32 protein-coding genes and 1 pseudogene are annotated in these 26,972 nt (G+C 63.1%); 12 read left to right on the forward strand and 21 right to left on the reverse strand.

Annotated elements, in window-relative coordinates:
* Positions 1-117 precede the first annotated feature (117 nt).
* Both WCE35_RS20240 and WCE35_RS20245 read right to left on the reverse strand, forming a co-directional pair.
* A complete protein-coding gene (locus WCE35_RS20240) occupies positions 118-447 on the reverse strand; it encodes a type II toxin-antitoxin system PemK/MazF family toxin (protein ID WP_424595095.1) in 330 nt (109 codons plus the stop codon).
* Positions 434-646, reverse strand: a complete 213-nt coding sequence (locus WCE35_RS20245) for a hypothetical protein (RefSeq protein ID WP_424595096.1) — start codon at positions 644-646, stop codon at positions 434-436. Before WCE35_RS20245 ends, WCE35_RS20240 begins: the two co-directional genes overlap by 14 nt.
* Positions 647-1,523: 877 nt before the next feature.
* On the opposite strand from WCE35_RS20245, the gene WCE35_RS20250 reads away from it, so the two are divergent.
* Together WCE35_RS20250 and WCE35_RS20255 are read left to right on the forward strand one after the other, a co-directional pair.
* On the forward strand, positions 1,524-1,787 hold the full coding sequence (locus tag WCE35_RS20250; RefSeq protein ID WP_424595097.1) for a DUF1778 domain-containing protein: 264 nt from the start codon (positions 1,524-1,526) through the stop codon (positions 1,785-1,787).
* 62 nt (positions 1,788-1,849) lie between these two features.
* On the forward strand, positions 1,850-2,287 hold the full coding sequence (locus WCE35_RS20255) for a GNAT family N-acetyltransferase (RefSeq protein WP_424595098.1): 438 nt from the start codon (positions 1,850-1,852) through the stop codon (positions 2,285-2,287).
* A gap of 1,239 nt (positions 2,288-3,526) precedes the next feature.
* Here the strand turns inward: WCE35_RS20255 and WCE35_RS20260 are convergent.
* A complete protein-coding gene (locus tag WCE35_RS20260; RefSeq protein ID WP_424595099.1) occupies positions 3,527-4,246 on the reverse strand; it encodes a sulfite exporter TauE/SafE family protein in 720 nt (239 codons plus the stop codon).
* A 152-nt stretch (positions 4,247-4,398) separates the two neighbouring features.
* Positions 4,399-4,812: a DUF1330 domain-containing protein gene (locus tag WCE35_RS20265; protein WP_424595100.1), complete on the reverse strand. Its 414-nt coding sequence runs from the start codon at positions 4,810-4,812 to the stop codon at positions 4,399-4,401.
* A 35-nt stretch (positions 4,813-4,847) separates the two neighbouring features.
* On the opposite strand from WCE35_RS20265, the gene WCE35_RS20270 reads away from it, so the two are divergent.
* The gene (locus WCE35_RS20270; protein WP_424595101.1) at positions 4,848-5,585 is read left to right on the forward strand and encodes an ArsR/SmtB family transcription factor; all 738 of its coding nucleotides are present in this window, start codon (positions 4,848-4,850) and stop codon (positions 5,583-5,585) included.
* Positions 5,586-5,952: 367 nt separating this feature from the next.
* On the opposite strand, the gene WCE35_RS20275 is transcribed toward WCE35_RS20270, so the two are convergent.
* Together WCE35_RS20275 and WCE35_RS20280 are read right to left on the reverse strand one after the other, a co-directional pair.
* Positions 5,953-6,294: a helix-turn-helix domain-containing protein gene (locus tag WCE35_RS20275; RefSeq protein WP_424595102.1), complete on the reverse strand. Its 342-nt coding sequence runs from the start codon at positions 6,292-6,294 to the stop codon at positions 5,953-5,955.
* A complete protein-coding gene (locus WCE35_RS20280) occupies positions 6,291-6,662 on the reverse strand; it encodes a type II toxin-antitoxin system RelE/ParE family toxin (protein ID WP_424595103.1) in 372 nt (123 codons plus the stop codon). The genes WCE35_RS20275 and WCE35_RS20280 overlap by 4 nt, the downstream gene beginning before the upstream one ends.
* Before the next feature lie 332 nt (positions 6,663-6,994).
* Between WCE35_RS20280 and WCE35_RS20285 the strand changes: the two genes are divergently transcribed.
* Complete coding sequence (locus WCE35_RS20285; RefSeq protein WP_424595104.1) at positions 6,995-8,593, forward strand: hypothetical protein; 1,599 nt, start codon at positions 6,995-6,997, stop codon at positions 8,591-8,593.
* 286 nt (positions 8,594-8,879) lie between these two features.
* On the opposite strand, the gene WCE35_RS20290 is transcribed toward WCE35_RS20285, so the two are convergent.
* From WCE35_RS20290 to WCE35_RS20305, 4 genes are all read right to left on the reverse strand, one after another.
* Complete coding sequence (locus tag WCE35_RS20290) at positions 8,880-9,167, reverse strand: type II toxin-antitoxin system RelE/ParE family toxin (protein WP_424595105.1); 288 nt, start codon at positions 9,165-9,167, stop codon at positions 8,880-8,882.
* Positions 9,164-9,463, reverse strand: coding sequence for a CopG family ribbon-helix-helix protein (locus tag WCE35_RS20295; RefSeq protein WP_424595106.1), 300 nt, complete (start codon positions 9,461-9,463; stop codon positions 9,164-9,166). Before WCE35_RS20295 ends, WCE35_RS20290 begins: the two co-directional genes overlap by 4 nt.
* A gap of 254 nt (positions 9,464-9,717) precedes the next feature.
* On the reverse strand, positions 9,718-10,101 hold the full coding sequence (locus WCE35_RS20300; RefSeq protein WP_424595107.1) for a helix-turn-helix domain-containing protein: 384 nt from the start codon (positions 10,099-10,101) through the stop codon (positions 9,718-9,720).
* Between the two features lie 9 nt (positions 10,102-10,110).
* Positions 10,111-10,419 carry a type II toxin-antitoxin system HigB family toxin gene (locus WCE35_RS20305; RefSeq protein ID WP_424595108.1) on the reverse strand — a complete coding sequence of 103 codons (309 nt, stop codon included), beginning with the start codon at positions 10,417-10,419 and terminating at the stop codon, positions 10,111-10,113.
* Positions 10,420-10,827: 408 nt separating this feature from the next.
* On the opposite strand from WCE35_RS20305, the pseudogene WCE35_RS20310 reads away from it, so the two are divergent.
* Both WCE35_RS20310 and WCE35_RS20315 read left to right on the forward strand, forming a co-directional pair.
* A pseudogene (locus WCE35_RS20310) lies at positions 10,828-11,106 on the forward strand (type II toxin-antitoxin system RelE/ParE family toxin); the annotation flags it as partial.
* 14 nt (positions 11,107-11,120) lie between these two features.
* On the forward strand, positions 11,121-11,426 hold the full coding sequence (locus tag WCE35_RS20315) for a HigA family addiction module antitoxin (protein WP_424595109.1): 306 nt from the start codon (positions 11,121-11,123) through the stop codon (positions 11,424-11,426).
* Between the two features lie 213 nt (positions 11,427-11,639).
* Here WCE35_RS20315 and WCE35_RS20320 read toward each other — a convergent pair whose 3' ends face one another.
* The 5 genes from WCE35_RS20320 to WCE35_RS20340 form a co-directional block, all read right to left on the reverse strand.
* Positions 11,640-11,780: a hypothetical protein gene (locus WCE35_RS20320; RefSeq protein ID WP_424595110.1), complete on the reverse strand. Its 141-nt coding sequence runs from the start codon at positions 11,778-11,780 to the stop codon at positions 11,640-11,642.
* A gap of 302 nt (positions 11,781-12,082) precedes the next feature.
* On the reverse strand, positions 12,083-13,327 hold the full coding sequence (locus tag WCE35_RS20325) for a CaiB/BaiF CoA transferase family protein (protein ID WP_424595111.1): 1,245 nt from the start codon (positions 13,325-13,327) through the stop codon (positions 12,083-12,085).
* A 62-nt stretch (positions 13,328-13,389) separates the two neighbouring features.
* Positions 13,390-15,048 (reverse strand): thiamine pyrophosphate-binding protein, encoded by a 1,659-nt coding sequence (locus tag WCE35_RS20330; protein ID WP_424595112.1) that lies wholly within the window; start codon positions 15,046-15,048, stop codon positions 13,390-13,392.
* A gap of 329 nt (positions 15,049-15,377) precedes the next feature.
* On the reverse strand, positions 15,378-16,151 hold the full coding sequence (locus WCE35_RS20335; RefSeq protein ID WP_424595113.1) for a hypothetical protein: 774 nt from the start codon (positions 16,149-16,151) through the stop codon (positions 15,378-15,380).
* 16 nt (positions 16,152-16,167) lie between these two features.
* Complete coding sequence (locus WCE35_RS20340; protein WP_424595114.1) at positions 16,168-16,368, reverse strand: hypothetical protein; 201 nt, start codon at positions 16,366-16,368, stop codon at positions 16,168-16,170.
* Positions 16,369-16,613: 245 nt separating this feature from the next.
* Here WCE35_RS20340 and WCE35_RS20345 point away from each other — a divergent pair, with 245 nt between their 5' ends.
* On the forward strand, positions 16,614-17,591 hold the full coding sequence (locus tag WCE35_RS20345; RefSeq protein WP_424595115.1) for a DUF2336 domain-containing protein: 978 nt from the start codon (positions 16,614-16,616) through the stop codon (positions 17,589-17,591).
* Positions 17,592-17,666: 75 nt separating this feature from the next.
* On the opposite strand, the gene WCE35_RS20350 is transcribed toward WCE35_RS20345, so the two are convergent.
* Genes WCE35_RS20350 through WCE35_RS20360 form a run of 3 tightly spaced genes read right to left on the reverse strand, consistent with a single transcriptional unit; the run spans position 17,667 to position 20,544 of the window.
* On the reverse strand, positions 17,667-18,011 hold the full coding sequence (locus WCE35_RS20350; protein ID WP_424595116.1) for a DUF1491 family protein: 345 nt from the start codon (positions 18,009-18,011) through the stop codon (positions 17,667-17,669).
* Between the two features lie 33 nt (positions 18,012-18,044).
* Entirely contained in the window at positions 18,045-18,734 is a 690-nt protein-coding gene (locus WCE35_RS20355) for a peptidoglycan-binding domain-containing protein (RefSeq protein ID WP_424595117.1), read from the reverse strand.
* Positions 18,727-20,544 carry a sensor histidine kinase gene (locus tag WCE35_RS20360; RefSeq protein ID WP_424595118.1) on the reverse strand — a complete coding sequence of 606 codons (1,818 nt, stop codon included), beginning with the start codon at positions 20,542-20,544 and terminating at the stop codon, positions 18,727-18,729. The genes WCE35_RS20355 and WCE35_RS20360 overlap by 8 nt, the downstream gene beginning before the upstream one ends.
* Positions 20,545-20,941: 397 nt before the next feature.
* On the opposite strand from WCE35_RS20360, the gene WCE35_RS20365 reads away from it, so the two are divergent.
* Both WCE35_RS20365 and WCE35_RS20370 read left to right on the forward strand, forming a co-directional pair.
* Positions 20,942-21,340, forward strand: coding sequence for a DUF5330 domain-containing protein (locus tag WCE35_RS20365; RefSeq protein WP_424595119.1), 399 nt, complete (start codon positions 20,942-20,944; stop codon positions 21,338-21,340).
* 81 nt (positions 21,341-21,421) lie between these two features.
* Positions 21,422-21,847 carry a SufE family protein gene (locus WCE35_RS20370; protein ID WP_424595120.1) on the forward strand — a complete coding sequence of 142 codons (426 nt, stop codon included), beginning with the start codon at positions 21,422-21,424 and terminating at the stop codon, positions 21,845-21,847.
* 42 nt (positions 21,848-21,889) lie between these two features.
* On the opposite strand, the gene WCE35_RS20375 is transcribed toward WCE35_RS20370, so the two are convergent.
* Both WCE35_RS20375 and WCE35_RS20380 read right to left on the reverse strand, forming a co-directional pair.
* Positions 21,890-22,303: a MucR family transcriptional regulator gene (locus tag WCE35_RS20375; protein WP_424595121.1), complete on the reverse strand. Its 414-nt coding sequence runs from the start codon at positions 22,301-22,303 to the stop codon at positions 21,890-21,892.
* Between the two features lie 180 nt (positions 22,304-22,483).
* Positions 22,484-23,329 (reverse strand): DUF308 domain-containing protein, encoded by an 846-nt coding sequence (locus WCE35_RS20380; RefSeq protein ID WP_424595122.1) that lies wholly within the window; start codon positions 23,327-23,329, stop codon positions 22,484-22,486.
* A gap of 322 nt (positions 23,330-23,651) precedes the next feature.
* Here WCE35_RS20380 and WCE35_RS20385 point away from each other — a divergent pair, with 322 nt between their 5' ends.
* Together WCE35_RS20385 and WCE35_RS20390 are read left to right on the forward strand one after the other, a co-directional pair.
* A complete protein-coding gene (locus WCE35_RS20385) occupies positions 23,652-25,301 on the forward strand; it encodes a glycosyltransferase family 39 protein (protein ID WP_424595123.1) in 1,650 nt (549 codons plus the stop codon).
* A gap of 115 nt (positions 25,302-25,416) precedes the next feature.
* The gene (locus tag WCE35_RS20390; RefSeq protein WP_424595124.1) at positions 25,417-26,196 is read left to right on the forward strand and encodes a class II aldolase/adducin family protein; all 780 of its coding nucleotides are present in this window, start codon (positions 25,417-25,419) and stop codon (positions 26,194-26,196) included.
* A 133-nt stretch (positions 26,197-26,329) separates the two neighbouring features.
* Here the strand turns inward: WCE35_RS20390 and WCE35_RS20395 are convergent, their stop codons facing one another.
* Positions 26,330-26,464 carry a hypothetical protein gene (locus WCE35_RS20395; protein ID WP_424595125.1) on the reverse strand — a complete coding sequence of 45 codons (135 nt, stop codon included), beginning with the start codon at positions 26,462-26,464 and terminating at the stop codon, positions 26,330-26,332.
* 104 nt (positions 26,465-26,568) lie between these two features.
* Here WCE35_RS20395 and WCE35_RS20400 point away from each other — a divergent pair.
* Positions 26,569-26,972, forward strand: a 404-nt coding sequence (locus WCE35_RS20400; RefSeq protein WP_424595126.1) for a hemerythrin domain-containing protein, incomplete at its 3' end; no start/stop codon positions are given.

Genomic DNA, 26,972 nt, shown 5'->3' on the forward strand with positions numbered 1-26,972 from the left:
GGCGCGCCAATCTGCGATTTTGCACGATATCGTCGCCGAGGCGCTCAAAAATACCGCATCAAGTCGCCGACAGCCGCACGAGACTCTTGCCGGCCGTCGACTGGACCGGAAGCACTGCTAATCCGCAAGGCCGAAGACAAACGCCAAAGCTATTCCGAGCCGAGCCATGTCCTGGTTGCCGAGATGCCCGATCTTCTGCCCGATCCGTTCGCGCCTCACGGTGACGGGCTTGTCGGCCATCACTTGCGATTTGAGCCGCAATCCATTTTCAGGCTTTGGCTCGATAGTGACGCGAAAATCCGGAGCGTCCGCCAACTCGGAAGTCAACTGGCAGACCACCACGGAAGCATGGTTCTCCGGCAAGGCGCCCGTCTGCACGATGACCGCCGGGCGGGGCTTGCCGTAGTCACCCGCCGCGGCAACAGTCACCACGTCACCGCGTTGCATCGGCGTCAAACTCGGAGACCGACTCGATCCACTGCAGCGCGTCCCGCTCGCGAGCGGGGTCGAGACTGGCGACCTGCTTCGCCACCCGTCGTCGTACCGCTCGCGAGCGGGCATCGGCCACCACGAGACGCAGTTCGCGCAGGCCCCGCGCGCGCCTCCGCTGCCGCATCATCTTCATCCTCTCGGCTGGCGCCGTCATTGGATTTCTCCCTCCGTAACACGTTACAGCGTAACGCGTTACAAACCGGAAGGCAAGAGTCCGGGCTCATTCCAGGTCCGCAAGGCGTCTCGGGCTGGGCGCGCTCGAAGCGTAGCAGTAAATCGGACATCATCGCAGACCCGGCGCACGGAACGTGTGCCGGGCGGCAAAATCATAGCGCCACGGCGAAGCAATATTGCCCATCTTCATCGACCGGGGCGCGCCAACCTCCGCCGAATCTACGATCTCCTGCGATCCGCTACGCCGGGCTACGCCGGAAGAAATTCCGTGTCGTAGGAGAGGCGGTATTTGACGGCATTCGGCGTTCGCATCAGCGCGTTACTCTTCGGCAGCCAACGCCCCGACATCAAACAGGCGCCATATCCGGAAGTTAGAGCCGGTCCCGGAATTCTGCACAGGGCGATAAGTGGAATTTCTGCCTGACAGCGGGCACGCTATGCCTGCGAATCAGGAGCGACCATGAGCAGACGAGCACGCCGGAACCACACACCGGCCTTGATACGCGGTATCGGGCGTAGTGCTTCAGAGAAGCCTCGGCCGGAAAGGAATGGCTCCGGGTATGCCCGGATACTCCGTCATAGCGCCACAGCGAAGCTATATTGCCCATCTTCGTCGGCCGTGGCGCGCCATATCTACGCCAGAGCGCGACGTCCCATTGCATCGCGAGCGTTCGCTGCTATGTCCCGACAGCGCCTCGTGATCCGCTTGTCGCAGCGCTGCGTGTGAGGATCGCAGCGGTGCTGGATTTCGCTATCTCCGGCCTCCCGACACCACCGAAGCACCATCGCCACGATTGCTCACGGCATCCGATGTATGCTATTGTCATACGTTCGCGAAGTCCACAGGAGCACGTGCCATGACCACCTTGGTGCTGAGTGTACGCGTCAACGAGGAAGAGCGCGCGCTGCTCGAGGCCGCGTCCGCGCTGGCGCGCACCAGCCTTAGCGATTTTATCCGGCGCAAGGCGCTCGACGCGGCCGAGGCCGACATCCTCGAGCGGCGGATCGTCACCATCCCAGCCAAGGACTGGGAAGGGTTCGAGGCTTGGGCGAATCGTCCGCCAGAGGAGATTGCCGGGCTGAAGGACCTCGCGCGCAATGCGCCCACGTGGCAGGAGTAACGCTACCACGTCCCCTCTCTGAAACAGATGACCGCGGCCGATTTGATTGCGGCCGCGAGTCTTTGAACCATTGGTTCCAGCGTCACGCCTGGGCCAACCACGCCGCCGGCATCTCGCGCACCAATGTCATCTGCGACGCAGCCACGGCCGAGATCATCGGTTACGTAACCTTGAGCGCCGCGCAGGTCGAGCGGGCATTCTTGCCCAAATCACAGCAACGCAACAAACCCGACCCAGTGCCGGCGACACTGCTCGGCCAGCTTGCGATCCATAAGGATCATCAAGGAAAGGGCCACGCCCGTTCGCTCCTCCTGTTCGCACTTCGCGCGGCGCTCAGAGCCTCCCGAGAGATCGGCAGCGTCGGCGTTGTCACACACCCGCTCGACGATCCTGTGCGCGCATTCTACGGCCGATGGGGGTTCCAAGAACTGCCCTTCGACCCTCACCGCGCAATGATCGTGCGCATGATTGATCTCGAGCGAAGCGGCATAGAGCAATAAACCCGCCACGATCACGAAGAAGTCCGCAGTGTTCCGCAGATCGTAACAAGAGCCCAGAGGTTCTCCCTATCGGCCCAGCGGAGTTCTGCCGTTGACAGAGCCGCCAATGCCGCAAGAGCCGCTAGAGCGAAGGCGAAAGGCACATCGCGGACAATTCGCAGGTTTGCGAACCGCGTCGCATCCACGCGCGCCGTGTAAGAGGGGTATAGCTAACAGATAGTTCCCATCTTCATCGGCCGTGGCGCGCCACTCTACGCCAGAGCACGCTCCGCCCCCCGTTAGGGTCCGTTTCTGCGCTGCCGCTCGACGACTGGACCGCTTCTCGGACGCAATGCCATGCTGCAGGTCAGCTTGCGGCCGCATAGATGCGACCTCGGTCGTCACTGAAATCGCGCTGGCAGGCGTTGAAATGATCTGTTGTTGCAGGGCCGAACACACCAGACTTCGAAAAATTCAAATCCCGGAGGCGCAACACCCAATCCTTGCGGAATGAGGGCGCCGGCCCGGAATTGCTGGTATCGGTGGTTGCGGGGGTTCGCGCCACTTCGGTACCCTGCAGGACCTTCGCCTAGTCGATTCACTCATTCACCCGGCTTGCAATGTCAGGCCAAGCTTAAACTTATGCCACCCTGCGGCCGTCGCACATTGGGCTCGTCTCCAGACGCGTTGACCAACACGTGCCTAGCCTGCCTCTCCTTTTCCGCCGCCACGGCCGACATCCCCGATGCGGGCCGAGCCAGCACGCGGGTCATCATCACGCTGGGACAGGGGGACCATCTGGTGGGCTCGGCTGCGGCGACGGCGCTCGACGCATTGATTGGCTTGAGGTCGCGGCTGAATGCGTCACATGGGCGCCTTCGGACGCCGCCGGAGAAACACAACTCCACCAACCACATTCGCACGCCGGCTTATATCTCGCGGTCCGTCGGTCGGCTGCGTGCGCCGCGCCAATCCTGCGCCGTCCTTCGCCAAATTGCGATCTGACAAAAACCCGGCGAAACACACAGGCAGCAGTTTCGGTTCAGGCTCATTGCAGCGGTTGTGCGGACCTTTGGCGGCTGCATAGCACGTCATGTTCTCCAAATGAGCGAACTCAGGACGTGGGAACCGCGACGGCTGTGCTCGACCGGCTAAAGTCGATGACTGCTCGCCCCCAAGCCCCTGTTACCGCCTCCGACGCAACTTCGCGACGCTGCGGCGACACCTGACGAACCAACCGCAGCGGCACCGGCAAGCCCGTCAACTCAAGAAACCATGTCGCAGCAAGTCGGCGCCCGCGGCAATGACCGCGATTAATACTAACTTCCGGAATGTCTCAGGTGCAATTTTATCGCGCAGATGTTGTCCGGTATACATGCCGATCGCGACTGGCAACATCGCAGCCATCGAGACCGAAACGTCAAGCCAGGTGAACTGACGGCTGGCCATCAGAAGAAGTGCCAGCAAGCCGGAGGAAACGACGAGATACAGCGACGCTTCCTTTGTGAACGCCCTTCCGTGCAGTCCCTTTGCAAGCATAAATATGAAAACGAGCGGCCCCGCCATCGCTGCTGTGCCTGCCAGAATCCCGCCGAAAAATCCGAACGTGACGCCGGCTGGCAAAAACAGGCGAGGCTGAAGCTGCAGCTTCGGCGCGAGCAACGTGACGCCGCCGACACCCATAAGCACTAGGCCTGCGATAATCTTTGCAACGTTCGCATCGAGCGCCAAGAGGATTTGAACTCCAAGAAAGAGGCCGGGAATCATGCCGAGAAACACCGGCGTCAATTCCACGAAGCAGCGTCCGGTCCTTCCGCCCTCCAGCGCCTGCGGCAGATTGCTGAGGACCAAAGGCATGCTCAGCAGCATGGCCGCTGATTTGACGTCGATGAACAGTGACAATAACGGCAGCGCAACGACTGGCATGCCGACCCCGATGACCCCCTTCAGAAGGCCGGCAACGATCAGGCTGCAAACCACGGCAACTTGCTGGCTCGAAATGAAGGGTGTGGATCAACATGACGCTTACTTCCGTAGGATCGTGTTCCCTGCTCAGGCTTTCGCGCCGGTGCACATCCCAATGCCCATATCTTCCTTTTCATGGCCGCCGGGCCTAGGCATGTCGCTGGGCCTCAGATGCTCTCGACGATGACGATCTCCAACTCGCTCGCGCCATCCTTTTTGCGGTGCGCCGCGGCCTCGAGGTACTCGGGCGATTCGTGGCAGGCGACCGCCTTCTCGAGGCTCGGGAACTCGATGACGATGAAGCGGTGGAATTTCTCTGGGCCCTCGAGGATCTTGTACTCGCCGCCGCGCGCTAGGATCTTGGCGCCGAATTTTTGAAGGATGCCTGGTACCAGGTCGGTGTACTTCTTGTACTGATCAGGATTGTTGACCTTCGAGCGCGCGACCCAATAGGCGACCATCTCATCCTCCATGCCAACTGTGAGCGCTCCTGCTAGACCAGGGCCACCAGCGCATTCTTGGCTCGAAGGTTCGCAATTGTCTCGCGCGAACAGTTCGGCCCATGCCGAACTGTTTTCCATTGATATACTTCTGGTATCGGCGATAGGGTTTACGGATGGTCGCGGCGGCAAATCTGGTGGAGATGGCCGCTCTCGTGGGTGACACTGCGCGAGCGACGATGCTTAACGCCCTTATGGGCGGCCAGTCGCTGACGGCCACTGAGCTTGCTTACTGCGCCCATGTCTCTCGCTCGACGGCGAGCGGCCACCTGAGCAAGCTGGTTGCCGCGCGGCTTTTGACTGTCATTCGCGACCGCCGCTTCAGCTATTATCGGATCGCGTCCCCGCTGGTCGCGACAATGCTGGAGAGCATGAAGGTCGTCGCCGCCATAGAGGTGCCACCCCGCCGTCATCCGCGGTCAGCAAACGACGAGGCACTCCGTTTTGCCCGAAGTTGCTACGATCACCTGGCTGGCCAGGTAGGAGTCGCTGTTACCGATGCACTTGTGGCCATGGGGCACATCGTGCTCACCGATGAAGGCGGTGAGGTGACGCCTTCGGGCGAGCGTTTCCTTTCCGCGTTCGGCGTTGATCTGAGGCCTCGGACTCGGCGGATTTTCTGTCAGCCTTGTCTCGATTGGAGCGAGCGTCGTTATCACCTCAAGGGACTCGTCGGGGCTCGGATTCTGGATCGTCTATTGGAGCTCGGATGGCTCAAATGCGTGTCGGACAGCCGTGCACTCCAACTAACGTCGTCTGGAAAGGCGGGCTTGTCCGAAACCTTCCAGATCGAGATCAACAACGAGGGCGTGCTAACCTGTCGATTATGCGACCCACGACGGCTGACAGCTTAGGCTGAGCGAAGCGTCATCTCGCGAGAAAGGTTTCTGTTTTTCTTGCAGTGCGAAGTGAAGCGTTTGGCACATCACGTCGATCCCGGGATTGAGCGACAGGACCGCTATCGAAGGGTAACCGGACCACCCTGCGAAATCGGGGACACAGCCGCCGATGAGGCGTAGTGCAAAATCGCAGGCCGCCGCAGATTAGCCGATTGGAGCGCGTGGCGGATTGCGGCATCATAGCGCCACGGCGAACGAGTAGTGCCCATCTTCATCGACCGTGGCGCGCCACTGTACGATAGGTACGATTTCGCCGTCTGGGTTCTTCCACAGCCGTCGGATGCCGCATCCAGCCGCCACACCGCGTGGAGGCGGCTCCGGTTCATGCGGCCGTGCGTCGGACATCTTTGATGGTGACGTCCCCGGCCTTGTTTTCCTGCCCGGCCCCAATTTTGATCTCGATATGACAGCCGAGAGCGGTCAGAAAGCGCATCAGCCGTTCGAGGGAAACTTCGGTGAATTTTCCTCCGAGGATTTTCGACAACTCGGGCTGAGTGGCTCCAATCCGCCGCGCGGCGGCGCGTTGGGTCAAACCAAGCGAATTGATTGCTTTGTCCAGCCGAAGGACGAGCTCAGCCTTTAGAAAATGCTCTTCGGCGTCGGGGAACCCGAGCTGCAGCCACACGTTTCGCGTCGGGTCCTTGGCCGCAGGTGTTTTTGTCATTGTCGTCCTTCCTTCTCCTTGATCAGTTCTTTCAGACGTTTTTCGATCAGGTCGATTTCTGCCTTGGGCGTCGCGATGCCCTTCTTTGATTTCTTCTGGAACGCGTGAAGCACGTAGACTGCGGCGGCGTAGCGCACCGTGTAAACCGCCCGGTAGGCGTTGCCATCATGGCTTTCCCTCACCTCGATCACGGTTGCTCCGCCGAAGCCGCCAAGCGTCTTAGCCATGGTTGAATGGCGTTCGCCCATTTGCGCCAAAAACAGCGCATAGCCCATCTCGCGCTGCACGGTCGGGGGAAACGCCATAAAGTCGGTCTTCGAGGCTCCGCGCCAGATCAGCGGCCTCGGCTCTTCAGCCCTTCGAACCATGACGAATTATGTGATATTTCACATAATTCGTCAAGCGCGCTAACGTAGGTGGCATTCGAGCGTGGTACGGAATCGTGGGCCGTCGCCGTTTCGGCTCCCGCAGTGTGAGGTAGGCGTCCAAATCATAGCGCCACGGCGAAGCAATATTGCCCATCTTCATCGGCCGTGGCGCGCCAGTCTACGATATCATGCGAGATTGTTTTCGGCGAAAGCCCGTGTGCCGCATCAAGCTGCCGAAAGCCGCATGTGGGTTTAGGTGTGGATTTCGCCGATTTTGACGAAGTTGCGACGCAGATTCTGGCTACCGTCGCTTGATTCGCGGAGGCTGCACGATGAGCCGAACCCAGCTAAAGTCCTCACCGACAGATCAGCATGCGAGACGGATCGCGCAAGCGATCGCCAAGGGCCGACCGCCCCCGTTCAACGCTGCCTTCGATCGGTACTGCGAAAGCTCTCCGCGCGAAATCTTTGCGGCTTTCGCAGGTGCGGCTCGCCACATGCCTCCAGCCGGCAAGGATGAGCCGCTTGCTATTGGGTATCTCTTTCTGCTGCAGCGGCTGCTGGAGCATCTACGTTACCGCACCGATCAAGGCTATGCCGACGCGGCCAAGCTGGTCGCGGATTTTCAGGCCGACGTCGTCGCGCAAATCGAGGCCGGAAACATCGACGGGCGCATGCTCGCCTTCGTGGGAGGAGCCCTGCACCAGTCGAAAATCCCTGCATCGCCGGAGTTTGCCGCGGCGTCGGCAGAGCAGCCCCTCGATCGGGACGAGGACGGACCGCTTCCGGCCGACGTCCACGCCGCTCTCGCCGGCATCCTCGAAGCCTGCGACGGCGATCCCTTCATGGCCGTCGGTGCGCTGACCGAAACCGGTCATGCCATGCCGGTGGAAGCCCGGGGCGCTCTGGCCGGTGCCTTGGCGCTCGCGGGTAACCCCGAGGCGCGTGGCGCCGCGGTTCTGTTCCTGCTCGATCCAAATTCCTCCGTGCGCCGCGCGGTTGCCGGAGCGCTTGCGCAAGTCGCAGCCTCGCTGACGCCGACAGAAGTTCGGCGACTGATCGCGATGCGTAATTGGCGACCCGAGGACGAGCGGGCCGAAGTCGATGCGATCATCCGAAAGGCGCGGACGGCCGGGATCGATTGCGCGCCATGGCAGGCGGGCAGCCTGGAAGCCATTGTCGCCACCGCCGTCGACGGCGCCACCGCGCAAGGATTTGTACTGATATCGCCGGTCGGACGGAAAAAGCGGATATCGTCGCTCCTGATCAAGGGCGGGATTGCAGATGCCTGGAGCGGCGAGCCGGAATCGCGCCGCCGGGCCGAGATGAGCCTTGCCGCCGCCGGGATGGATACGCCTGCGATCGCCGTATCCCGTTCATATCTTGACCGCACCGTCGCGCACCAGCTGGCGCTCTGCATCGAAAAACAGGAAGCGCCGCCGTTCGGCCTGCTCCAGGTCGCCGAGACGATCGGCGGTGCCGATTGGCAACCCGCACGCGTGGCCTTCGCTGAAACGCTCGCTGGACTGATCGCAGAGGTCCCCAAGGCGATGCGCGAGCCTGCCGCGCTCGCATCGGTGCTGCGGAACAGCAACGAATTCGCCGAGCTTGATGTGGTCGCGCAATCCTGGTTCGAAGACGATCCGCAGATTGCACAAGCGGTCGATAAAGCACGCGGCCGTGATCTTGCGAAGCTTGCTACCTTTCTTTTGCAGAGCGTCATCGCACGGCATCGTGACAGATGGGCCGAGACTGTCTTGCGCACCGCCCTATGGATGCGCGAAGCGCCCCAGGCGGCCGATCTATGCTGGCGCGAACTCGCCCTCGTCGCAAAAGCGCTCGCCGACGGACGGGACATGACCGAGATCGGGTTGATGCGCGATATCGCATTGCGGACGATCGCGGCGCTCGGGGCTTCTGGGCGGATGTGAGGGAGCCGCGCGGCCTACTCCGGCCGGGCGTAGCGCGAAATCGCAAGCTGTCGCAGATTGGAGGATCGGAGCGCGTAGCGGGCGTCCGCATCATAGCGCTACGGCGAAGCAATATTCGCCCGTCTTCGTCGACCGTGGCGCGCCACTTGCCAATTTTACGCCAGAGCACGCTACGGACAACCGGAAGGTGCCGGTCACGCGTTCTCCTGCGACGGATAGACGGCACTTCCAATTTCGGAATTCTATGCAATATGCGCCTGCCGCGCGTAGGCGCGCTGACCGCGCCTCAAAAAGCGTCAGGCCACCGGCGTGCATTGTGGAAGACTCGCAAGACTTGGATTGTGTTGCCGACCAGACGATACGGCACGATGTATGGCGTTCTCGGGACCACTAGTTCGCGTGTACCTGGAACTCGTCCCGGCCGGCCCATTTCGGGCCTATTCGGAAGCAACGTCTCAACGTTTCGGATGATATGGAGCGCAACACGTTGCGCCGCCGCCGGATCGTCCTGTGCGATGTAGGCCCGCAACGCCGCGAGGTCGGCAATCGCCTCTGGCGACCAGATTGGGGTCATGAACCCTTGGGCGTTGGCTTCTCGTTCGCACTGCCCCAGGAAGCGACCCAATCCTTAACCGAGTCATTCGGAATCCCCTCGCCGCGATCGAGCGAAGCCATCGCGCGCTTGATGCCCGCCACCTGCCATTCATTGATTTCGAGATATTCGGCGATCGCCTCCGCTGCGAGAAACGAACGCGTGCGACCGGTGCTCTTGGCCAATCGCTCCAGCCGTTTCTTTACGTCTGTATCGACGCGCACAGTGAATGTTGTTGAATTCATCCAGTCCGATCCTGTGTGGCTGTTTGTGTACAATCTAGTACAAACGCCTGAAATATACAACCGGAACCACGTGAGCAGACCGGCGCCAGAAGCAGAAAAAAATCGCAGGCCGTCGCAGATTTGCCGATTGGAACGTATGGCAGGCTACGGCATCATAGCGTCACGGCGAAGCAGTAGTGCCCATCTTCATCGACCGCGGCGCGCCATTCTACGCCAAAGCTCGCCATGACGGTCGCCCGGTATCCAGCTGCGCGAAGCCGTTCTACGATGATTGCTGGAGGTGCGGGTCAGGCGGCTCGTTCAGTCTTGTAGGGGCGAACCAGAAGGTCAGCCGGGATTTTCCACGCTTCGCCGACCTTGTGAATCATTTCGACCGTGAGCGCTCGCCGACGCGAAAGAACCTCCGACGCACGCGAGCGCGAGCCCGGAAGTTCTGCCAGCTCGGCCTGGCTATGCCCGAGTTCGTCTATGGCATACCGGAGCACGTCGATAGGATCGAAGGTCTCGTCGATCTCGATCGGCCATCGCCTTGCCTCGTAGATTTCGACGAGCACGAGCAGCACATCAAGCTTGTCGCCCTCCTCCGTACCCTCTGGTGCGCCCCAACAGGCCTCGATCGCTGCGAGCGCTGCGCGGTGATCCTGAGCTGGGCGAATGGGCCGGATTTCCATGTCGTCTCCTTAGAACTGCGACACCTTCAATGCATCGATGCGATCATACTCCGCGTGGGTGCCGATGAACTTCACGAAGGCGAGCCGACGGAAATCGAAGGCGGCCACCAAGCGATAGTTTCCTCCTGCGACCTCAAACCTCACACGCTCGCGGTTCAGCACCTTGGCCTTCGGAGCCGCCATCTGGACCTCATCTGTTGATGCCCATTGCGCGGCCCTGACGATCGTGTGCCAGCGTTCAAGCGAGACCTTTGCTTCCGGGTGCCTGCCCAGAAGCTGACAAGCACGTTTCGAGCGATAACCCGCATGCCTGAGCATGTTCCCAAAACGGGAACAAGGGCATGTCACATATTTTGTCACATATTTGGGAAGGCGGCTGCGTATCCGGCAAAGTGCAAGATCGCAGCCGGTCGCAAACTTGCCGATTGGAGCGCGTGGCAGGCTCCGGCATCATCGTGCCACGGCGAAGCAATAGTTCCCATCTTCATCGGCCGCGGCGCGCCACTCTACGCCAGAGCAGGCTCCGCCCCCCGTGAGGGTCCGTTTCTGCGCTGCCGTTCGACGACTGGACCGCTTCTCGGACGCAATGCCATGCCGCAGGTCAGCTTGCGGCCGCATAGATGCGACCTCGGTCGTCACTGAAATCGCGCTGGCCGCACGGCCGCGATGCTGCATATTGATACGCCGACTCTTGACGTTTGTATCGTTTAGTGATACACATCCCTCGTGATCAGGAGCTTTCAGGACAAGACCACCGAGGCCGTCTTCAACGGCGAAAGTCCGAAGGGCTTCCCGGCCGATCTAGTCAAAGTAGCGCGCCGGAAACTGCGCTACCTCAACGCAGCGGACGATCTCGGCGACCTGAGGTCGCCTCCGGGCAATCGTCTTGAGGCGTTGGCGGGCAACCGCAAGGGACAACATTCGATCAGGATCAACGACCAATTCCGGGTGTGTTTTGTTTGGACGTCGGAAGGCCCGGCTGAGGTCGAGATTGTGGACTACCACCAGAAGAGGACGCAATGGTCAAGAAGCTCAATCCAATGCATCCCGGTGAGGTTCTACGGGAGGAGTTCCTGGTTCCGCTGAAAATGTCCGCGGGCGCGCTTGCCAAGGCCTGCGGCTTGCCTCGTACGCGGATCGAGCGGATATCCAGTGAACAGACCGGCATTACCGCCGATACTGCGCTTCGGCTCGCCAAGGCTCTCGGCACGACGGCAGAGCTTTGGCTCAATCTGCAGAACGACTATGACATTCAGATCGCGAAGCGCGATCTCGGCAAGCTTCTCGATCGCATCGAGACCGTAAACAAGCCGAAGGCGGCCTGACTGACGGCGCTGGAGCGGGTTCGTTGATAATATCCTCGCAGTGCTTTCGACGAGGGGCGGTTGCGCCAGCGCGCCGTATCGTAGCTCCGGACGGTCCATCATAGCGCCACAGCGAAGCAATATTGCCCATCTTCATCGGCCGTGGCGCGCCATTCTGCGCCAGACCACTCCATGGAGCGCGCGAGGGTCCGTTGCGCCGCTGTCGCTCGACGATCAGGCCGCCTCGGGGACGTGGTGCAGGACCAGCAGGTCTGTCCGCGGGCAGGACGCGACCGCGCAGGCACAACCCTGATCGTCGCTGAATTCCACGAGCAAAGTCTTCTCGTCAAGTTGCTCGACGGTCGTGCCATCCATGACATCAGGGCGTCTTGGGTTCAAAAGTCATCTCGCGGGGCGAGCGAACCGGCGCTGATTGAGGATTGGCCGCACCTACCGGTTGAGCTGGCGCCCAATAGTTTAGCAAAGAATGGCCCAAATAGGGTTACGTTTTTGATGCCCGGCCTGCATTTCAGGCCCGCTGCGGGACAGGTGGCCGCGCGTCCTGAGGACCATTGTGGGTCATTCGCGACTGGGTCGAGTCGACAGCAGGTCAAGCCATGCGCCATGCGTCCCGAAATCGGAAGTTACCAGAGCACGAGCGGCTCCGATCGCGGTCCTCAGATCACCTTGCCTTGCCGCATGTCCCTGACCTCGTCGGGGGAGCAGCCGAGCCACTCGCGATAGATCGCCTCGGAATCCGCGCCGAGAATCGGGGCGCATTTCAGCGGGACCTTGCTGTCCGACATCCGCAGCGGCCAGCCCGGCACGATGACCGGCCCGCGCACCGGATGCTCGATCTTCTGCATCATCCCGCGCTTGTGCAGATCCGGGTCGTGCAGCAGCTCGAGCGTGGTGAGGACGGCGCCGCAGGGAACACCGGCGCCGGCGATGATCCGGGTTACCTCGTGCTTGGTGCGCTTCGACGTCCATTCCGTGATGGCCGCATCCACCGCCTCCCGGTTCTGGGCGCGGGTGGCGCCGTCGACCATGCGCGGATCGTTGAGCAGGTCCTCGCGGCCGATCGCCTTCACCAGGCGGCGCCAATGCTCCTCGTTGCCCCGCGAGGCAAAGATGTAGCACCAGTCGTCGAGCCCCCCCGGCAAGCATTTGTAGAGGCCGCCCGGCGCCGTGCCGAACACCGTGTTGCCGCTCCGCGGCAGCTGGTCGTCGCGGGCGGCCTGGCGGCTCATCGGCGTGCGGCAGTAGTTCAGCATCGCATCGCGCATGGCGATCTGGATGTGCTGGCCGCGGCCGGTTGTCATGCGCTGGTAGAGCGCGGCGATGATGCCCATGGCGCAAAGCATGCCGGTGCCGGTATCGCCGATGGTCGGGCCCGGCCGGACCGGCGGCTCGTCGGGATAGCCGTTCACCCCCATTGTGCCGCCCATCGCCTGGGCGATCATGTCGAAGGCAAGATAATTCGCGTGCTCGCTCTCCGGCGCGAAGCCCTTTACCTGGGCGAAGATCAATCGCGGATTGAGCGCGCTCAGCCGCGGATAGTCGAAGCCCAGGCGTGCGAAGGTGCCCGGCGCCATGTTCTCGATCAGGACATCGGCCTTGCCGATCATCCGCCTCAGCAGCGCCTTGCCCCCGTCGCTCTTGAGATTGCAGGTCACGCTGCGCTTGTTGAGGTTGTAGTAGATGAAATAGGTGGAATCTGCGTCGGGGCGATCGCTCAATCCCCAGCGCCCCGGCTCGCCGCGATGGGGCTCCTCCACCTTGACTACGTCAGCCCCAAACCAGGCCAGCGCCTCGGTGCAGGAGGGTCCCGCCTCGAACTGGGTGAGGTCGAGCACCTTGACCCCGTTGAGCGCCGGCTGGATCCCGGTCGCGGTTTCTGGCTGCACTGGTTGTTCCTGCATGGCGACCTCTCCCAATAAGGAGCCGCGCCGGGAATGGCGCGGCGCTTTGATGTGTCACTCGATCAGCTATGCCAGGTGAACTCCTGCGCCTTGCGGGCGGAGCCCTGCGAGATCACGACGTTAACCAGGGCGGGACCGCGGAAGTTCATCGCCTCGTCGAGCGCAGCGCGCAGGTTCTTCGGATCCTCGACCAGCAATCCCTTGCCGCCGAAGGCCTCCATCACCCGGTCATAGCGCGCGCCCCAAATCAGCGCGTTGGGCTTCAGGTTGAACATCGGGTTTTCCGGGATTTTCGGCATGCCGGGGCCGATGCCGCCATTGTTCAGGACGACGATCTTGGCCGGAAGGTTGTAGCGGACCAGCGTCTCCATCTCCATGCCGGAAAAGCCGATCGCGGAGTCGCCCGAGAGGTGGATGACCGGCCGGTCGGGATGCGCCACGCAGGCGGCGATGGCCTGGCCAAGGCCGACCCCCATCGTGCCGTAGGTGCCGGCATTGAGGCAGGAACGGGCGTTGAAGCTCGGCAATTGCGTGAGCCCGATATCCATGGTGCTGGCACCCTCGGCGCTAAGGATCGCGTCCCGCGGCATCCAGGCGGCAACGTCGCGCAGCGCCCGGTAGTAGCCGGACGGCGCCTGATCGTCATCGATCTGCGGCCGGATCTGCGCTGCATTATCGGCCGTTTTCCTGGCAATCGCCTGCCGCCACGGCGAGTCCTTGGGATGGAACCACTGGCGGTTGTCGAGCGCCCTGTTGAGTTGCCCGACGATGGCCTTGCCGTCACCGACCAGCGCCACTTCCGTCGCCTTGTTGTGGCCGATCTCCTCGGGCGCGATGTCGAGCTGGATGACCTTGACGTCCTTCGCATAGCGCGGCGGCTGACCGAAGTGAAAGATCCAGTTCAGCCGCGCGCCCATCAGGAAGATGACGTCGGCCTGCTGCAGCGCCAGCGAGCGCGCCGCCCCGGCCGACAGCGGATGGTCGTCCGGCATCACCCCCTTGCCCATCGGCGAGCGTACGAACGGTAGTTGCGTGCGCTCAATGAAGGCGCGGACTTCGTCCTCGGCGCGCGACCACGCCATGCCCTTGCCGAGGAGAACGAGCGGCCGCTCGGCCCGTGCGAGCAGGTTCAGTGCCGCCGCGACGTTCTCCGGCGGCGCCACCATGCGTGGCGGTTCGCCCACGCGCTCGACCTCAACGACCTGGTCGAGGTCGCATTTGCCCCTGATGATGTCGTCGGGCACGTCGAGATACGTGGCGCCGGGGCGACCATAGATCGCGTGCCGGGTTGCCATCTCGACATAGTAGGGGATGCGCTGCACGCTCTCGATGCCGTGCGCAAACTTGCAGAACGGCGAGGCGATCAGCACCTGCCGCTCTTCCTGGAACGCGCCCATGCCGCCGCGATAAGTCTCCGAGGCGCCGCCGATCAAGATCATGGGCCAGCAATTCTGCTGGGCATTGGCGAGACCCGCGAGACCGTGCACCACGCCTGGGCCGGTCACGACGACGCAGGCGCCGGGGCGGCCGGTGAGATAGCCGTAGGCCTGCGCCGCGTAGGAGGCGCTCTGTTCGTTGCGCATGCCGAGATAGGCGACGCCTTCCTTCTGCGCGGCCTCGGCGATCGCGGTGATCGGAAACCCGACGACCCCGAACAGGTGATTGATGCCCTGCTGTTTGAGGCTCCTCGCGATCAGGGTAGCGCCATCGACTTCGCTCATGGTTTCTGCCTCGTGACCGATTGAACTACAGCCGCGAGATTATGCATGGATGGCAGGGTCGCGAATAGGCCCTACGTTCCGATGTGTATGCAGCCGAGCCATGCGGCTCCGTGCGCCTGGGCGCTGTTGGCACATCGCGAAATTTTTCTGCAACGCAGAACCCGGTCGCTATCGGAGCACGGCGGACATCGAGCAAGCCACACCAATCAAGCTCGATTTTATGAGTACGCGCCCTTGTCCAAAGGGTTCCGACTCCTGTTGGGAGCCGAAACAGCAGGCGTGCAGGTTCAAAATGACCGCATTCAATTTGGCTGAAGCTGCCGACCAGATCAGCCGCGCACGGTCACCGCGCGCCCGATCACCGGTTGCGCGGCCACCGGCGGATTGGCGGTTTGCGCCGCGAGCTCGCCGATCAGGCGGTCGGCGTCGGCCGCGATATTGTCCGGCGCCTGGATCGCCAGCCGCTCCAGCGCCCAGCGATATGAGGAGATTCTCCGCTCCAGGCATTGCTGGACCCACTGCACGATCAGCGTGTTCTCTTCCATGCGGGCGACCGCGTCGTCGCGCTCGCGCGGCGAGAGTTCGGACACCATCTTGAGGCCGGCGTTGCGCTTGCGGTCGAGTTCGACGACGCGCTGGGCCGCGGCAAAGAACGGCTCGAACCGGGTGATGTCGTTGCGAACGTCCTCGATCAGTTGCGAGTAGCGCGATGCATGCGAGCGGTGCGGCTCGTCGATCAGCGTCCGGCCGTAGGCGGCGCGGTCGAACGCCACCTTTTGCCGCCACGGCGAAGGCAGCGGCTGATAGTCGCCGAACACGCTCTTCCAGGCCGGCCGCGAGCGCGGCGGCTCGATCAGGGGATAGGCGAGATCGCGAAGCTGGCGTTCGTTCTCGGTGAGCTGGAATTCGGAAGGCTTCAGGCCGACGCTTCCGGTTACCTCGGCGCCCAGCCAGCGATGCATGTCGTCATTGCGAAAATCCTGGCGGGTACGACCGAAATCGCCGCCACCGCAGCCGCCGAGGCCCGCGCCGATCAGGATGAGTGCGAGCGCCGGCAGCGGCCGAAGCCCGGCGATCCGGATCGGGAGGCGCGTCTCCGGCATTTTCAGGGGTCCGTTGTCAGGGGCGCCGACGGCGGCGGCGGCCGGGCGCTGCGCCCTCTTCCGGTCCGCGCCCATCGCTGGTCTCGCCGGTTTCGCGCTCGATCCGGACAACGGGAAGGATCAGCACAGTTCCCATGCCCTCGCGTGAAGCGCCATCGATGGCTGATTCCGGCCGCCGTGACGCCGTATCCGCCGGAAACTCAATGATGGTGCCCATGTTCTGTTCTCTCTGGTCGCCGTGCGGACATGATTTGGCCGGCGACATGCCATCATTAAGAACAGGACGTGGTTAACGGCATCTTAATTTGCGGGCGAGGCGGCTCGCTGCGTTTCCGGTGATGCCGTGGCGCCACAAAAGCGCGCAAATGTATCGATCGGCTTCACCGGTTGTTTTCCTTAACCAGGTCTTAAAGCAACCGACCTAGGCTGGCGCGAGGATTCCCCTAGTCGCGTACGCCTGACATGACCGCAGCTCCATTATTTCCGGGTTTCGACGGGCTGATGACGCTCTCCCGCCGCGAGGGCGTCGATATTCGCCCCACCTTGCTGCGCGTGCTGACCGATCTTTATGTTCAGGCCAACGTGCACTCCGCCGACGAAGAGCGGCAGTTCGTCGAACTGACCTCGCGCCTGATCGACGAGGTCGACGACGCCACGCGTGCCGCGGTGCGGGCGCGGCTGGCGGTCTATCCGGCGACGCCCGTCGAGATCCTGAACAAGCTCGGATTGCGGCGTTCGAACCCCGAGCAGCCGATGCCGGCGGCGCCTGCCATCTCGCCGGCCGCGCCATCGGCCCCGGCGGCGGGGCCGCCGACCGAAGCGCAGTTGCGGATGGCATCCAGCCTGTCGCTGCGGCCGAACGATGCCGCCGAAATCAGCGAGATGTTCTTCGCCGCCAGCGCCAGCGAGCGCGCGCTGATCCTGCACAATCTGGACGAGACCCCGCTGAAGGCGTCCGCGCGGATTCCGGCGATACGCGCGGCGCGCGCGATCGAGACGCTGGAGATGGCGGCGTTTGCCGCAGACGTCGAAAATTTCACGCTCGAACTCGGCGAAGCCCTGATCCTGACGTCGCGCATCGCAGCCGAGGTGGTCAGGGATCCCGGCGGCGAACCGCTGGCTTGCGCGGCAAAGGCGCTGGGTATGCCGAGCGCGGTTTTTCAGCGGGTGCTGATGTTCCTCGATCCCGCATCCGGCTCGTCGGTGCACCATGTCTACCGGCTGTCGCGGCTCTACGACCGCTTGAGCGAGCGATCCGCCCTGGTCATGCTGGCGGCGTGGCGCGGCTCCACCATGGCGGTCGCCCGCGCCAAATATCGGCCCTCGCTTTACGACGACGAGCGCAATCGCGCGCGTCCGGCGCCGGCGCAGGCGCGTCCCGCCGTTCAGCCCGGTGCCGCACCCGCGGTTCGCGCGGGATCGCAAGGTTCGGGGCGCTAGTCGATTGTCTGGCGCTTGATCCGATCGCCAGGCCGCTCGCACCTCGGGTCGAGCCCGAGGGCATGCCTTTGCGGATCATGCGCGCGCCAGATCGAGAAAATGCCGCCCTGCCCGATCCTCGGTCTCGACGATCCAGGCATCCGGATCGAAGCGGATCTCCCTGGCAAGACGTTCTTCCACCGATGGCTCGGGCACCGGCTGCGGCGATGTCGGGGTGAAGATGCGCTCGGCCGGCCGGCTGTCGTCATAAACGGTCTGCGGCGCGGGCACGTACAGCATGGCGCTGCCGTCGAGCAGCACCACCTTGACGAACACGGCGCCGGCCTCTTCCGCGCCGCGGCGGCGGACCGCGCCAAAGATTCCCTCGGTCTGGCAGCGGCGCAGATAGGCCGCCACCCAGATGCTTGATTTCAGTCGCATGGGATCGACGATAGGCCAGCGCTGAACCCGGCGCTAGTCGATCGGATGTCCGATCATCGCGCTGAGTTCACGCACCAGGCGATCCGAAATCTGGCCGGTCACCGGCAGTCTGCGGTCGCGCTCGAATTTCTGGATCGCAGCCTGGGTGTCCGCACCGATCATGCCGGTCGGCTTCAGCTGGCCGTAGCCATATTCGGTGAGCACGCGCTGCACGGCCGCGATGCGGCGCGAACCCGCCGCTTGCGTGGTCTCGGCGCGCGACGGGATCGGCGCCGGCGGCCGCGCGACATTGGCAGGCGCCGGCGGTGGCGCGGTGGTCGTCGACTTGACCAGGTTGGCCAGGGAGTCGGCACTCTTCGGCTCGGCGGGCCTTTCAGCGGGTTTCGGCTCGACCGGCCTTGCTTCTGCCGGCAAAGGGTCGGCAGGGCGCGTCGCGACTTCGAGCGGGCGCGGCCGCGGCAACGGACCCGCCGGCGCCGGCAACGCGACCACCGGTCCGAACATCGGTGACGGATGACGTCCGGCCTGCAGGAACAATGCATTGGCGATAATGGCGCATACGGCGGCAGCCGCCACCAAGCCCGCCACCGTGTCTTTCGGACTATGCAGGAGCATGCGCATCACAAGGCCGCGCTCCTCCCCGGCCTCGAACGCGACCGCCTGCGCGCCGCGGCGGCGGCGGCGGCGCGGCCTCTCGTCATCATCCGCAATCTGTCTAGGCACGTTTCTTCACCTGATGGACATGGTCGTGTAATCCGGGTCGCAGCGCCGGTTTCAGCGTTGCGATATTGTGGGAGGGTTCCTGCGCCGGCGGTGGCGTACAGGCCAGCGGCAACGCGACGGTCACCGTGGTTCCCTCGTTGACCCTGCTCCGCAGGCCGATCTCGCCGCCGTGCAATGCGACCAGGCCCTTGACGATCGACAGTCCGAGACCGGTGCCCTCGTGCTTGCGCCGATAGGTCGTGCCGGCCTGGAAGAAAGGATCGCCGATCCGCTTGAGGTCGTCGGCTGCGATTCCGATCCCGGTATCGGCGACATGAAGCACGAGCCGCGATCCCTCGACCGCGGCGGAGACCGTCACCACGCCGCCGCGCTCGGTGAACTTGATGGCGTTGGCAACGAGGTTCAGCAGGATCTGTTTGAACGCGCGCGGATCGCCGTTCATGACGGGCAAATCTTCCGGCACCCGGGTGACGAGATCGACCCCGCTTTCCCGCGCCTTCAGCGCCAGCAGATTGCAGCAATTGAGCAGCGCCGGCCGCGGCGCGAACGGCTCCGGCGAGATCTCGAAATTGCCGGATTCCATCTTGGACATGTCGAGGATGCCATTGACGACGGCCAGCAGATGCTGGCCGGAATCGTTGATCAGCTGGGCATATTCCTTGCGCCGCGCGGCGTCGACCATCAGCACGTCTTCCTGAACGATCATCTCGGAGAAGCCGATGATGGCGTTGAGCGGCGTGCGCAGTTCGTGACTCATGGTGGCGAGGAAGCGCGTCTTTGACGTATCCGCCTGCGCGGCAGCGCTGCGCGCCAGCTCGAGCGCCTGCTGCTGGATTTTCCGGTCGGTGATATCGCGCATGACGGCGACGACCTCGGCTTCGCTCGAGGCCTGCTCCAGCGGCCGGCAGCGCATCTCGACCCAGATGAAATCGGCGGCGTTGTCGAGGCCGCGCGCAACGTCGCGCCGCAGACGGAACTCGACGCTGCGCGCCTCGCCGCCGCGCGCGGCGTCGGAAAGCGCGGTGAGATAGGCCGGACGATCGGCGACGTGGACACGCTCGAACAGCCCGTGACCCGATAGTCGCGCGACCGGCGCGCCAAGCATGGCCTCCGCCGCGGGCGAAATGAACTGCACCGCGCCGTTGCGGCTGTGGCGCGAAATCACGTCGCTCATATCGCGCGCCAGCAATCGGTAGCGGTCTTCCTCGACATTGGGCAGCGACACGCTGGTGCGCGAAAGCGACTCCGCGCCGAAGGCAAGACCCGCGGCATAGAGCGTCGCCGATGCCACGCCGAACGCCGTCAGCACCCCGCGCAACGCCGTGCTCGAATCCGGCGCCGGCAGCATTTCGAAATGCCCGAGGACGATCAGCAGCGCGGCGCATGACAGCGCCAGCGCGGAGGCGAACGCCACGACGCGGCGTGAGGTCGACAGCGCCGCCTCGAGCGGAACGACGACAAGCCAGATCGCGGCAAAGGATTCGATGCCCCCGCTGGTCAGCGCGATCATCATGACGAGGCCCGCCAGCGTCAGCGACGCCAGCACATGCGCGCTCTGGTAGCGGCCGGTACGCGACAGGAACCAGGACAACAAAATGGGTGCGATCAGCCAGGTGAACGCCGCGACCTCGAGCGCCGTCGGCGCGCCGCGCATCGCCAGATAGACCGGGAATGCCGCGAACCCCATCAGGCCGCCGAGCAGCCGGGGCGCCATGAAGGCGCGATCGCGCGCGCGCGTCAACGCATCATATCGTGCCGATGGATGCAGCAGCGCATCGAGACAATCGCGGATGATACTCAAGACACTCACTGCATTCGCGCTTCGGCTCGTTCGTCAGACGGTGCCGGAACGCCTCCATTATCTTTGCCACACCGTGTCAGAGCGAGCTTAAGCGAACGCTAAGGCTTCAAGGCCGGCGGCCAAAGACCGCGGCTTCGCCGGGTTTTCGCGCCCCATCCGGCGCGGATGGTGAACGTCGGGTTTAGGGAACCATGGTTCCATGGTTTCGAAATGGTGGACGCACGGCACGCAGCCGATTTCGCGCGCAAACTTCATCAATCGAAAATTTACGCCAAATCCAGTAATTCGGATTTTGCGCCAGTTTTTGCCGAGTTTACCTCAATGCAGACACTTTCGATTTATCCACGGCTGCTAGTGACGAGCGAACGGCGGCATCGACCGCAACGGAACCAGAACGGGTCTCGAGATGTCTTTCCTGCTTCGCCTGGCATTCTGGCTCGGGCTTGTGCTCGTGCTGCTACCCAGGGAACAGACACCTCAATCGGAGCTGCCGCAGATCGGCGCGTCCGAAGCGGTTTCGGCTGCCACGGCGGCCGTGTCGGACATAAGTCAATTCTGCAAGCGTCAGCCGGCGGCGTGCGAGGTCGGCGGCCAGGCCGCGACCGTGATCGGTCAGCGCGCCCAGCAAGGCGCACGCAAGCTGTACCAGATCATCATCGACAAGAAGGCGTCGGATCACACCGGCTCGATCGACAGCGGTGAAGACACCGACATGGCCGTTCAGGTCGCCGCACCGCGCGATACGCTGACGCCCGACGATCTGGCGGTCGAATGGCGCGTCCCACCGACGCCAACTGGAAATTAAGCTCCGAACCAGTTCCATTTTCATCGCTTTCGACCGCCGTCAATCCTATATAAGCCGTTGCAGGATGGAACGCCGGCCACCATGACGATCGACGAAATCAGGGAAAATTTCGCGCTGCTCGACGAGTGGGACGACCGCTACCGGTACGTCATCGAGCTCGGCCGCACGCTGGATCCGATGCCGGAGCAACAGCACTCGGCGGCCAACAAGGTGCAGGGCTGCGCCAGCCAGGTCTGGCTCTCCAGGCAGATCGACCGCAGCAGGAACGAGCCCCGATTGAATTATCTCGGCGACAGCGACGCCCATATCGTTCGCGGCCTGATCGCGATCCTGTTGACGCTTTACTCCGGCCGCACGCCGCAGCAGATTCTCGCCACCGATGCCATTGCGGTGTTCGACGAATTCGGATTTCGCGACCATCTGACGCCGCAGCGTTCCAACGGCCTGCGCGCCATGGTCGAGCGCATTCGCTCCGATGCGCGCCAGGCGCTCGCCGCCGCTTCCTGAAGGCCTTTGCCCGACGGGTTTCCTTCTCGCCAACCGGTTGGGTTACTTCCGCTTCCGCTGCTGTTGGCCTAGTCCCATTTTCTTGGCGAGTTGCGAGCGCGCCACGGCGTAATTCGGCGCCACCATCGGGTAATCGGCCGGAAGGCTCCATTTTTCACGGTATTGCTCCGGCGTCATGTTGTACTGCGTGCGCAGATGGCGCTTCAGCGACTTGAAGCGTTTGCCGTCCTCCAGGCAGACCAGATATTCGGGCGTCATCGATTTCTTCACGGAGACCGCGGGCCTGGCCGGCTCCAGCGGCGCCTCGGTCCGCCCGGTCGAGACCCGCAGCAGCGCGGCATGAACCTGGCTGATCAGGTTCGGAATTTCGGATGCCTGCGTCGGGTTGTTGCTGAGATAGGCCGAGACGATGTTAGAGGTCAGTTCGAGCGGATTCTTGCCGGCGGGATCGGTCATGACTGAAGCCTTCCTGGGCCGCGGATGCGCCAATGGCGGCGCGGTTCGGACAGTATCCGGCCACGCCAATACGCTGGTGGAATCCGGCACTACTTGACGAATATGAGCGGACTGCAGAGAAAATGACTAGAACTACGGCGTTCTATTTTCAAGAGCGGATTTCGTCCAAGTATTGACCGCTCAGGGGCGATGCTCGAGGTGCGAGCGGAGTTCATCGATGGAGGAGAATCGCATCAGGCCCTCGGGCATCTGCGCCTCGATCGAGCCGTCGGAATAAAGCGAATAGGCCATTCCATCGACAACGCCCGACCTGAGAACCGTCACCGGAGCCTGTTCCTCGTTTCGCCTGGCCGGCGGGTAGCGATCCGGAGCGGCGGCGCCATTGGCCTCGCTGAATGTCGGTGGCGTACGGGCCGTCCGACGCGGCGGGACGTCAGGTCGCGCGCGATCCGGCTTCGGCCAGGCATCGTCGAATGTCGCCGGCGGCGGGTCGTCCGATGGCAGGAGGTCGGGCGCCAGCGGCTCGCTCGATCGCGCCTGAGCGCGCTCGCGCTCTTTCCTCGACATCGAGGAAAACAGCAGATTGCGCCGCTTGGGCGGCGACGCAGGCTCGGCTGACTCAGGGCGAGGCGCGTCGTGGCGTCCTCGCGAAGCGGCCTCGTCATGCCATGGCGGCGGTGACGCCGGGTCGGCCGGCTCGACGCTGCCGATGTTCCCGACCGCCTCCTGATCGCGTGCGAACAGGAATCCGCCATCGCCGGACGCAACATTTCCGGGGACTGCCGGCCTCCGCCCCGCGGAACGTGGCTCCGCTGCCATTCCGGAACCAAGCCGCCACGCAATCGTCTTCAATTCCCTCACGGCCACCCAGAGACCGAGAATGATCGCGCCGGTGCAAAGGGCGACCACACCCGTCACAATCAAGGTGTTGCCGAAGCTGAACTCCTTGACCGGGATTCCGAAGCCGACCGCCAGCAGGCCGGCCAAAACGAGGCCCATACCCGCGATCAACACGACGACCATCATCGATCTACCCCTGCGGCCATGCCCGAATGCGCGCAGGCCGCCATTGCCACAATACCGTCATATTCTGTACATCGCCAATCGCCAATTTTTGAGAGACCTCCGCTCCGCCGGGAAGATTCCGGGCCAAACTGACATTGTCGTACGTCCGGGCAGCCCCCGTATTTCTACGCTCTACCAATTGCTGCCCGTCTGTTGCGTTGCATTAAGGAAATTGCGCCACAATTCCCAATTAACTCTGTCAGGAACTGCGCTATATGGATGCCGGGGAATGAGGCCCTGAAGCGCCAACGCTGGGCCAAGGGACGCCGGGTTACCAATAGCCATGTCATCCATTACTACTTCGGCCATCGATACGCCAGCGCGGCGCTCGGTGGAGCGAACCTGCGACGACCTCGCCGCCATCGTGCTCGGAGCGGTCGCGTTGATCGCGGGACTTTCATTCCGCGATTACGGACTGGGCTGGGACGACTACACCCACGCGGAATATGCCGACCTGTTGCTGCGCATGTACGGCTCCGGTTTCAAGGACACCGGCGCGCTGTCATTTGCCAACCTCTATATGTATGGCGGCGGCTTCGACATGGCGGCGGCGCTGCTGCACAAGGTCATCCCGCTCGAACTGTTTGAAACGCGCCGGCTGCTTGGCGCCATCGTCGGCGTGATCGGTCTTGCCGTGACATGGCGGCTGGGGCGGCGCGTCGGCGGCCCGCTTGCAGGGTTGGCAACATTGCTGCTGCTGGCGCTGTGTCCGACCTTTTACGGGCACATGTTCATGAACCCCAAGGACGCGCCATTCGCGGTTGCGATGGTGATCCTGATCCTGGGGCTTGTCCGTCTGGCCGAGGAGTATCCGTCGCCGTCGCCGCGAACGGTTCTGATCGTCGGATTTGGCACCGGACTTTCCATCGGCTGCCGGATTCTGGGCGGTCTCGCGCTGGTCTATGCGGTGGCCGGCTTCATGCCGCTACTGCTCGAGGAATACCACACCCAGGGAGCGCGCGAAGCGGCGCATCGCTTTGTCCATGTCGTCTACGTGCTGCTGCCCGGGCTGGTCTTCGGCTATCTCGTCATGGGCCTGATCTGGCCGTGGTCGATCATGGAGCCGGGCCATCCACTCGAGGCGCTGACCTATTTCTCGCACTTCTTCGAAAAGCCCTGGAAGGAGATGTTCGACGGCGCGCTGGTGTCGGTACCGGACATGCCGTGGTCATATCTGCCGACGCTGTTCGCGCTGCAGCTTCCCGAAGTGCTGCTGGGGCTGTTGATTGCCGGCGTGGTCGGCACCTTCAGGTCGCTGTCGCGGACCGACGTCCCGGGCCGCCGCAAGACCATCATGCTGATGCTGACGCTGGCGGCGACGCTGCCGCTCATGATCGCGATGGTGAAGCGGCCGGCGCTCTACAACGGCATCCGGCATTTCATTTTCGTGATCCCGCCGATGACGGTGCTCGCCGGCGTGGCGTTTGCCTCTGGAATGAACTGGCTCCGGGACAACCGCCGCAGCTGGCAGCCCGCGGCGCTGGCGGTGTTTACGTTCGGCCTGCTGCTGCCGCTGAGTGAGATGATCCGGCTGCACCCCTACCAATACACTCACTTCAACCACATCGCCGGCACCGTTCGGACCGCCGACAATTACTTCATGCTGGATTATTGGGGCCTCGCGCTGAAGCAGGCCTCCGAAGGCCTGCGCGAGCAACTGACCGAACGGCAGGAAGTCCCGCCGCATAACCGCAAATGGAAGGTCGCGGTCTGCGGCCCACAGCGGCCCGCGCAAGTCGCGCTCGGCCCCGACTTCACCATCGGCTGGGACAGCCACGCCGCCGACTTCGCCATGACGCTCGGCGAGTTCTACTGCAAGGGCCTGACCGCGCCCGTGATGGTGGAGATCAAGCGTGACGACGTGGTATTCGCCCGCGTCTACGACATCCGCGGCCGCAGCATTTCCAGCCTGCTGGCGATTCCGGCACCCTAAAGCCCGCACGATCTCAAAAAGCATGGCTGCCAGATCGGGGCCGCGCCTTGCTGCGGGCCCGGCGCGGGGTTAGGCTCGCGTTCGAAATCAATAATTCACACGGGAGAAACCGGACATGTCGCCAGCCGAAGCTCGCCTCAAGCAAGTGCGCTCGGAGATGACGGATGCCGAGTGGAATCAGCGCGTCAATCTCGCCGCCTGCTATCGCCTGGTCGCGCTTTACGGCTGGGACGACCTGGTCGACACCCACATTTCGGCGCGGGTGCCGGGACCGGAGCATCACTTCCTGATCAATCCCTACGGCCTGATGTTCGACGAGATCACCGCCTCGAGCCTGGTCAAGGTCGATCTCGACGGCAACCAGCTCACCAACAGCGACTACAGCATCAACCCGGCCGGATTTACCATCCATTCGGCGATCCACGAAGTCCGCGAGGACGCCGGCTGCGTGCTTCATCTGCACACCCCCGACGGCACCGCGGTGGCGAGCTGCGTGGAAGGCCTGCTGCCGATGAACCAGACCGCGCACTTCGTCACCCATGATCTCGCCTATCACGACTATGAGGGCGTGGCGCTGGACCACGACGAGCGTCCGCGGCTGCAGAAAGACCTCGGCAACAAGAACCACATGCTGCTGCGCAATCACGGCACGCTCACCGTCGGCCGCTCGGTCGCCTCCGCCTTCGAGCGCATGTACCATCTGGAGCGGGCCTGCACGATGCAGGTGCGCACCCGCATGCTGGGCCCGACCGCCTATCCGATCGAACAGGCCGTGGTCGACAAGAACGCGCAGGTCTTTCACAATCCCGAGCGCATGGAATTGCGCTCGACCAACCTGGTCTGGCCGCCGCTCCTGCGCAAGCTCGACCGGATCGATCCGAGCTACCGGAGTTGAAATTTTTGCCGGTTTCGTGCAGAGTCGTATTCAACGACCTCTGCACGACCGAATCAAAACGCCGCCCAATTCCGGGCGGCGTTTTCATTTGCAGCGGCAGCAAGGTGATGGGTTTCGCTGCGCTCTACCCATCCTACGAAGCTATTTCGATGCGTCGACAAACGCGGCCAAAATCCGCGCCCAGGAGCGAATGGATGTTGTCGTCGTCGAGACCAAAGCCCACCAGCGCGCAGAAGCCGTAGGATGGGTAGAGCGCAGCGAAACCCATCAAACTGTCTCACCGCACCTTATTCCGACCCAGATTTGATCTGCCGCAAAAGCCGATACCGCGTTAGGAATAATTTTTTGTGGTTCACTGTGTGGAGCGCTGCCATGATCATTGAGCGCTTATCCCAAGAGCATCGCAATATTGAGAAGCTGCTCGCCGTCCTCGAGCGGGAACTTGAGGTTTTCGACCGGGGAGACCGCCCCGACTACGAGGTTATTCGCGCGGTTATCAGCTATTTCGAGGTCTACCCGGAAGTGTATCACCATCCCCAGGAAGACCTGGTCTTTGCCAAGCTAAGAACGCGCGATCCGGTTGCGGCTGCGAAGGTCGGTGATCTCGCTCGCGAACACCACAAAGGGGCTGAACGCCTGGGCCGCGTCGCTCACGCGGTCGAGAACGTGCTCGCGGATCGTGAAATTCTTCGGCATAATGTCGATACCATTGTTCGCGATTTCATCGCGCACGAGCGGCGCCACATGATGATGGAAGATCGAGATTTCTTTCCGGC

Origin of the sequence: Bradyrhizobium sp. (assembly GCF_049691595.1) — a bacterium.
Taxonomy (GTDB): Bacteria; Pseudomonadota; Alphaproteobacteria; order Rhizobiales; family Xanthobacteraceae; genus Bradyrhizobium.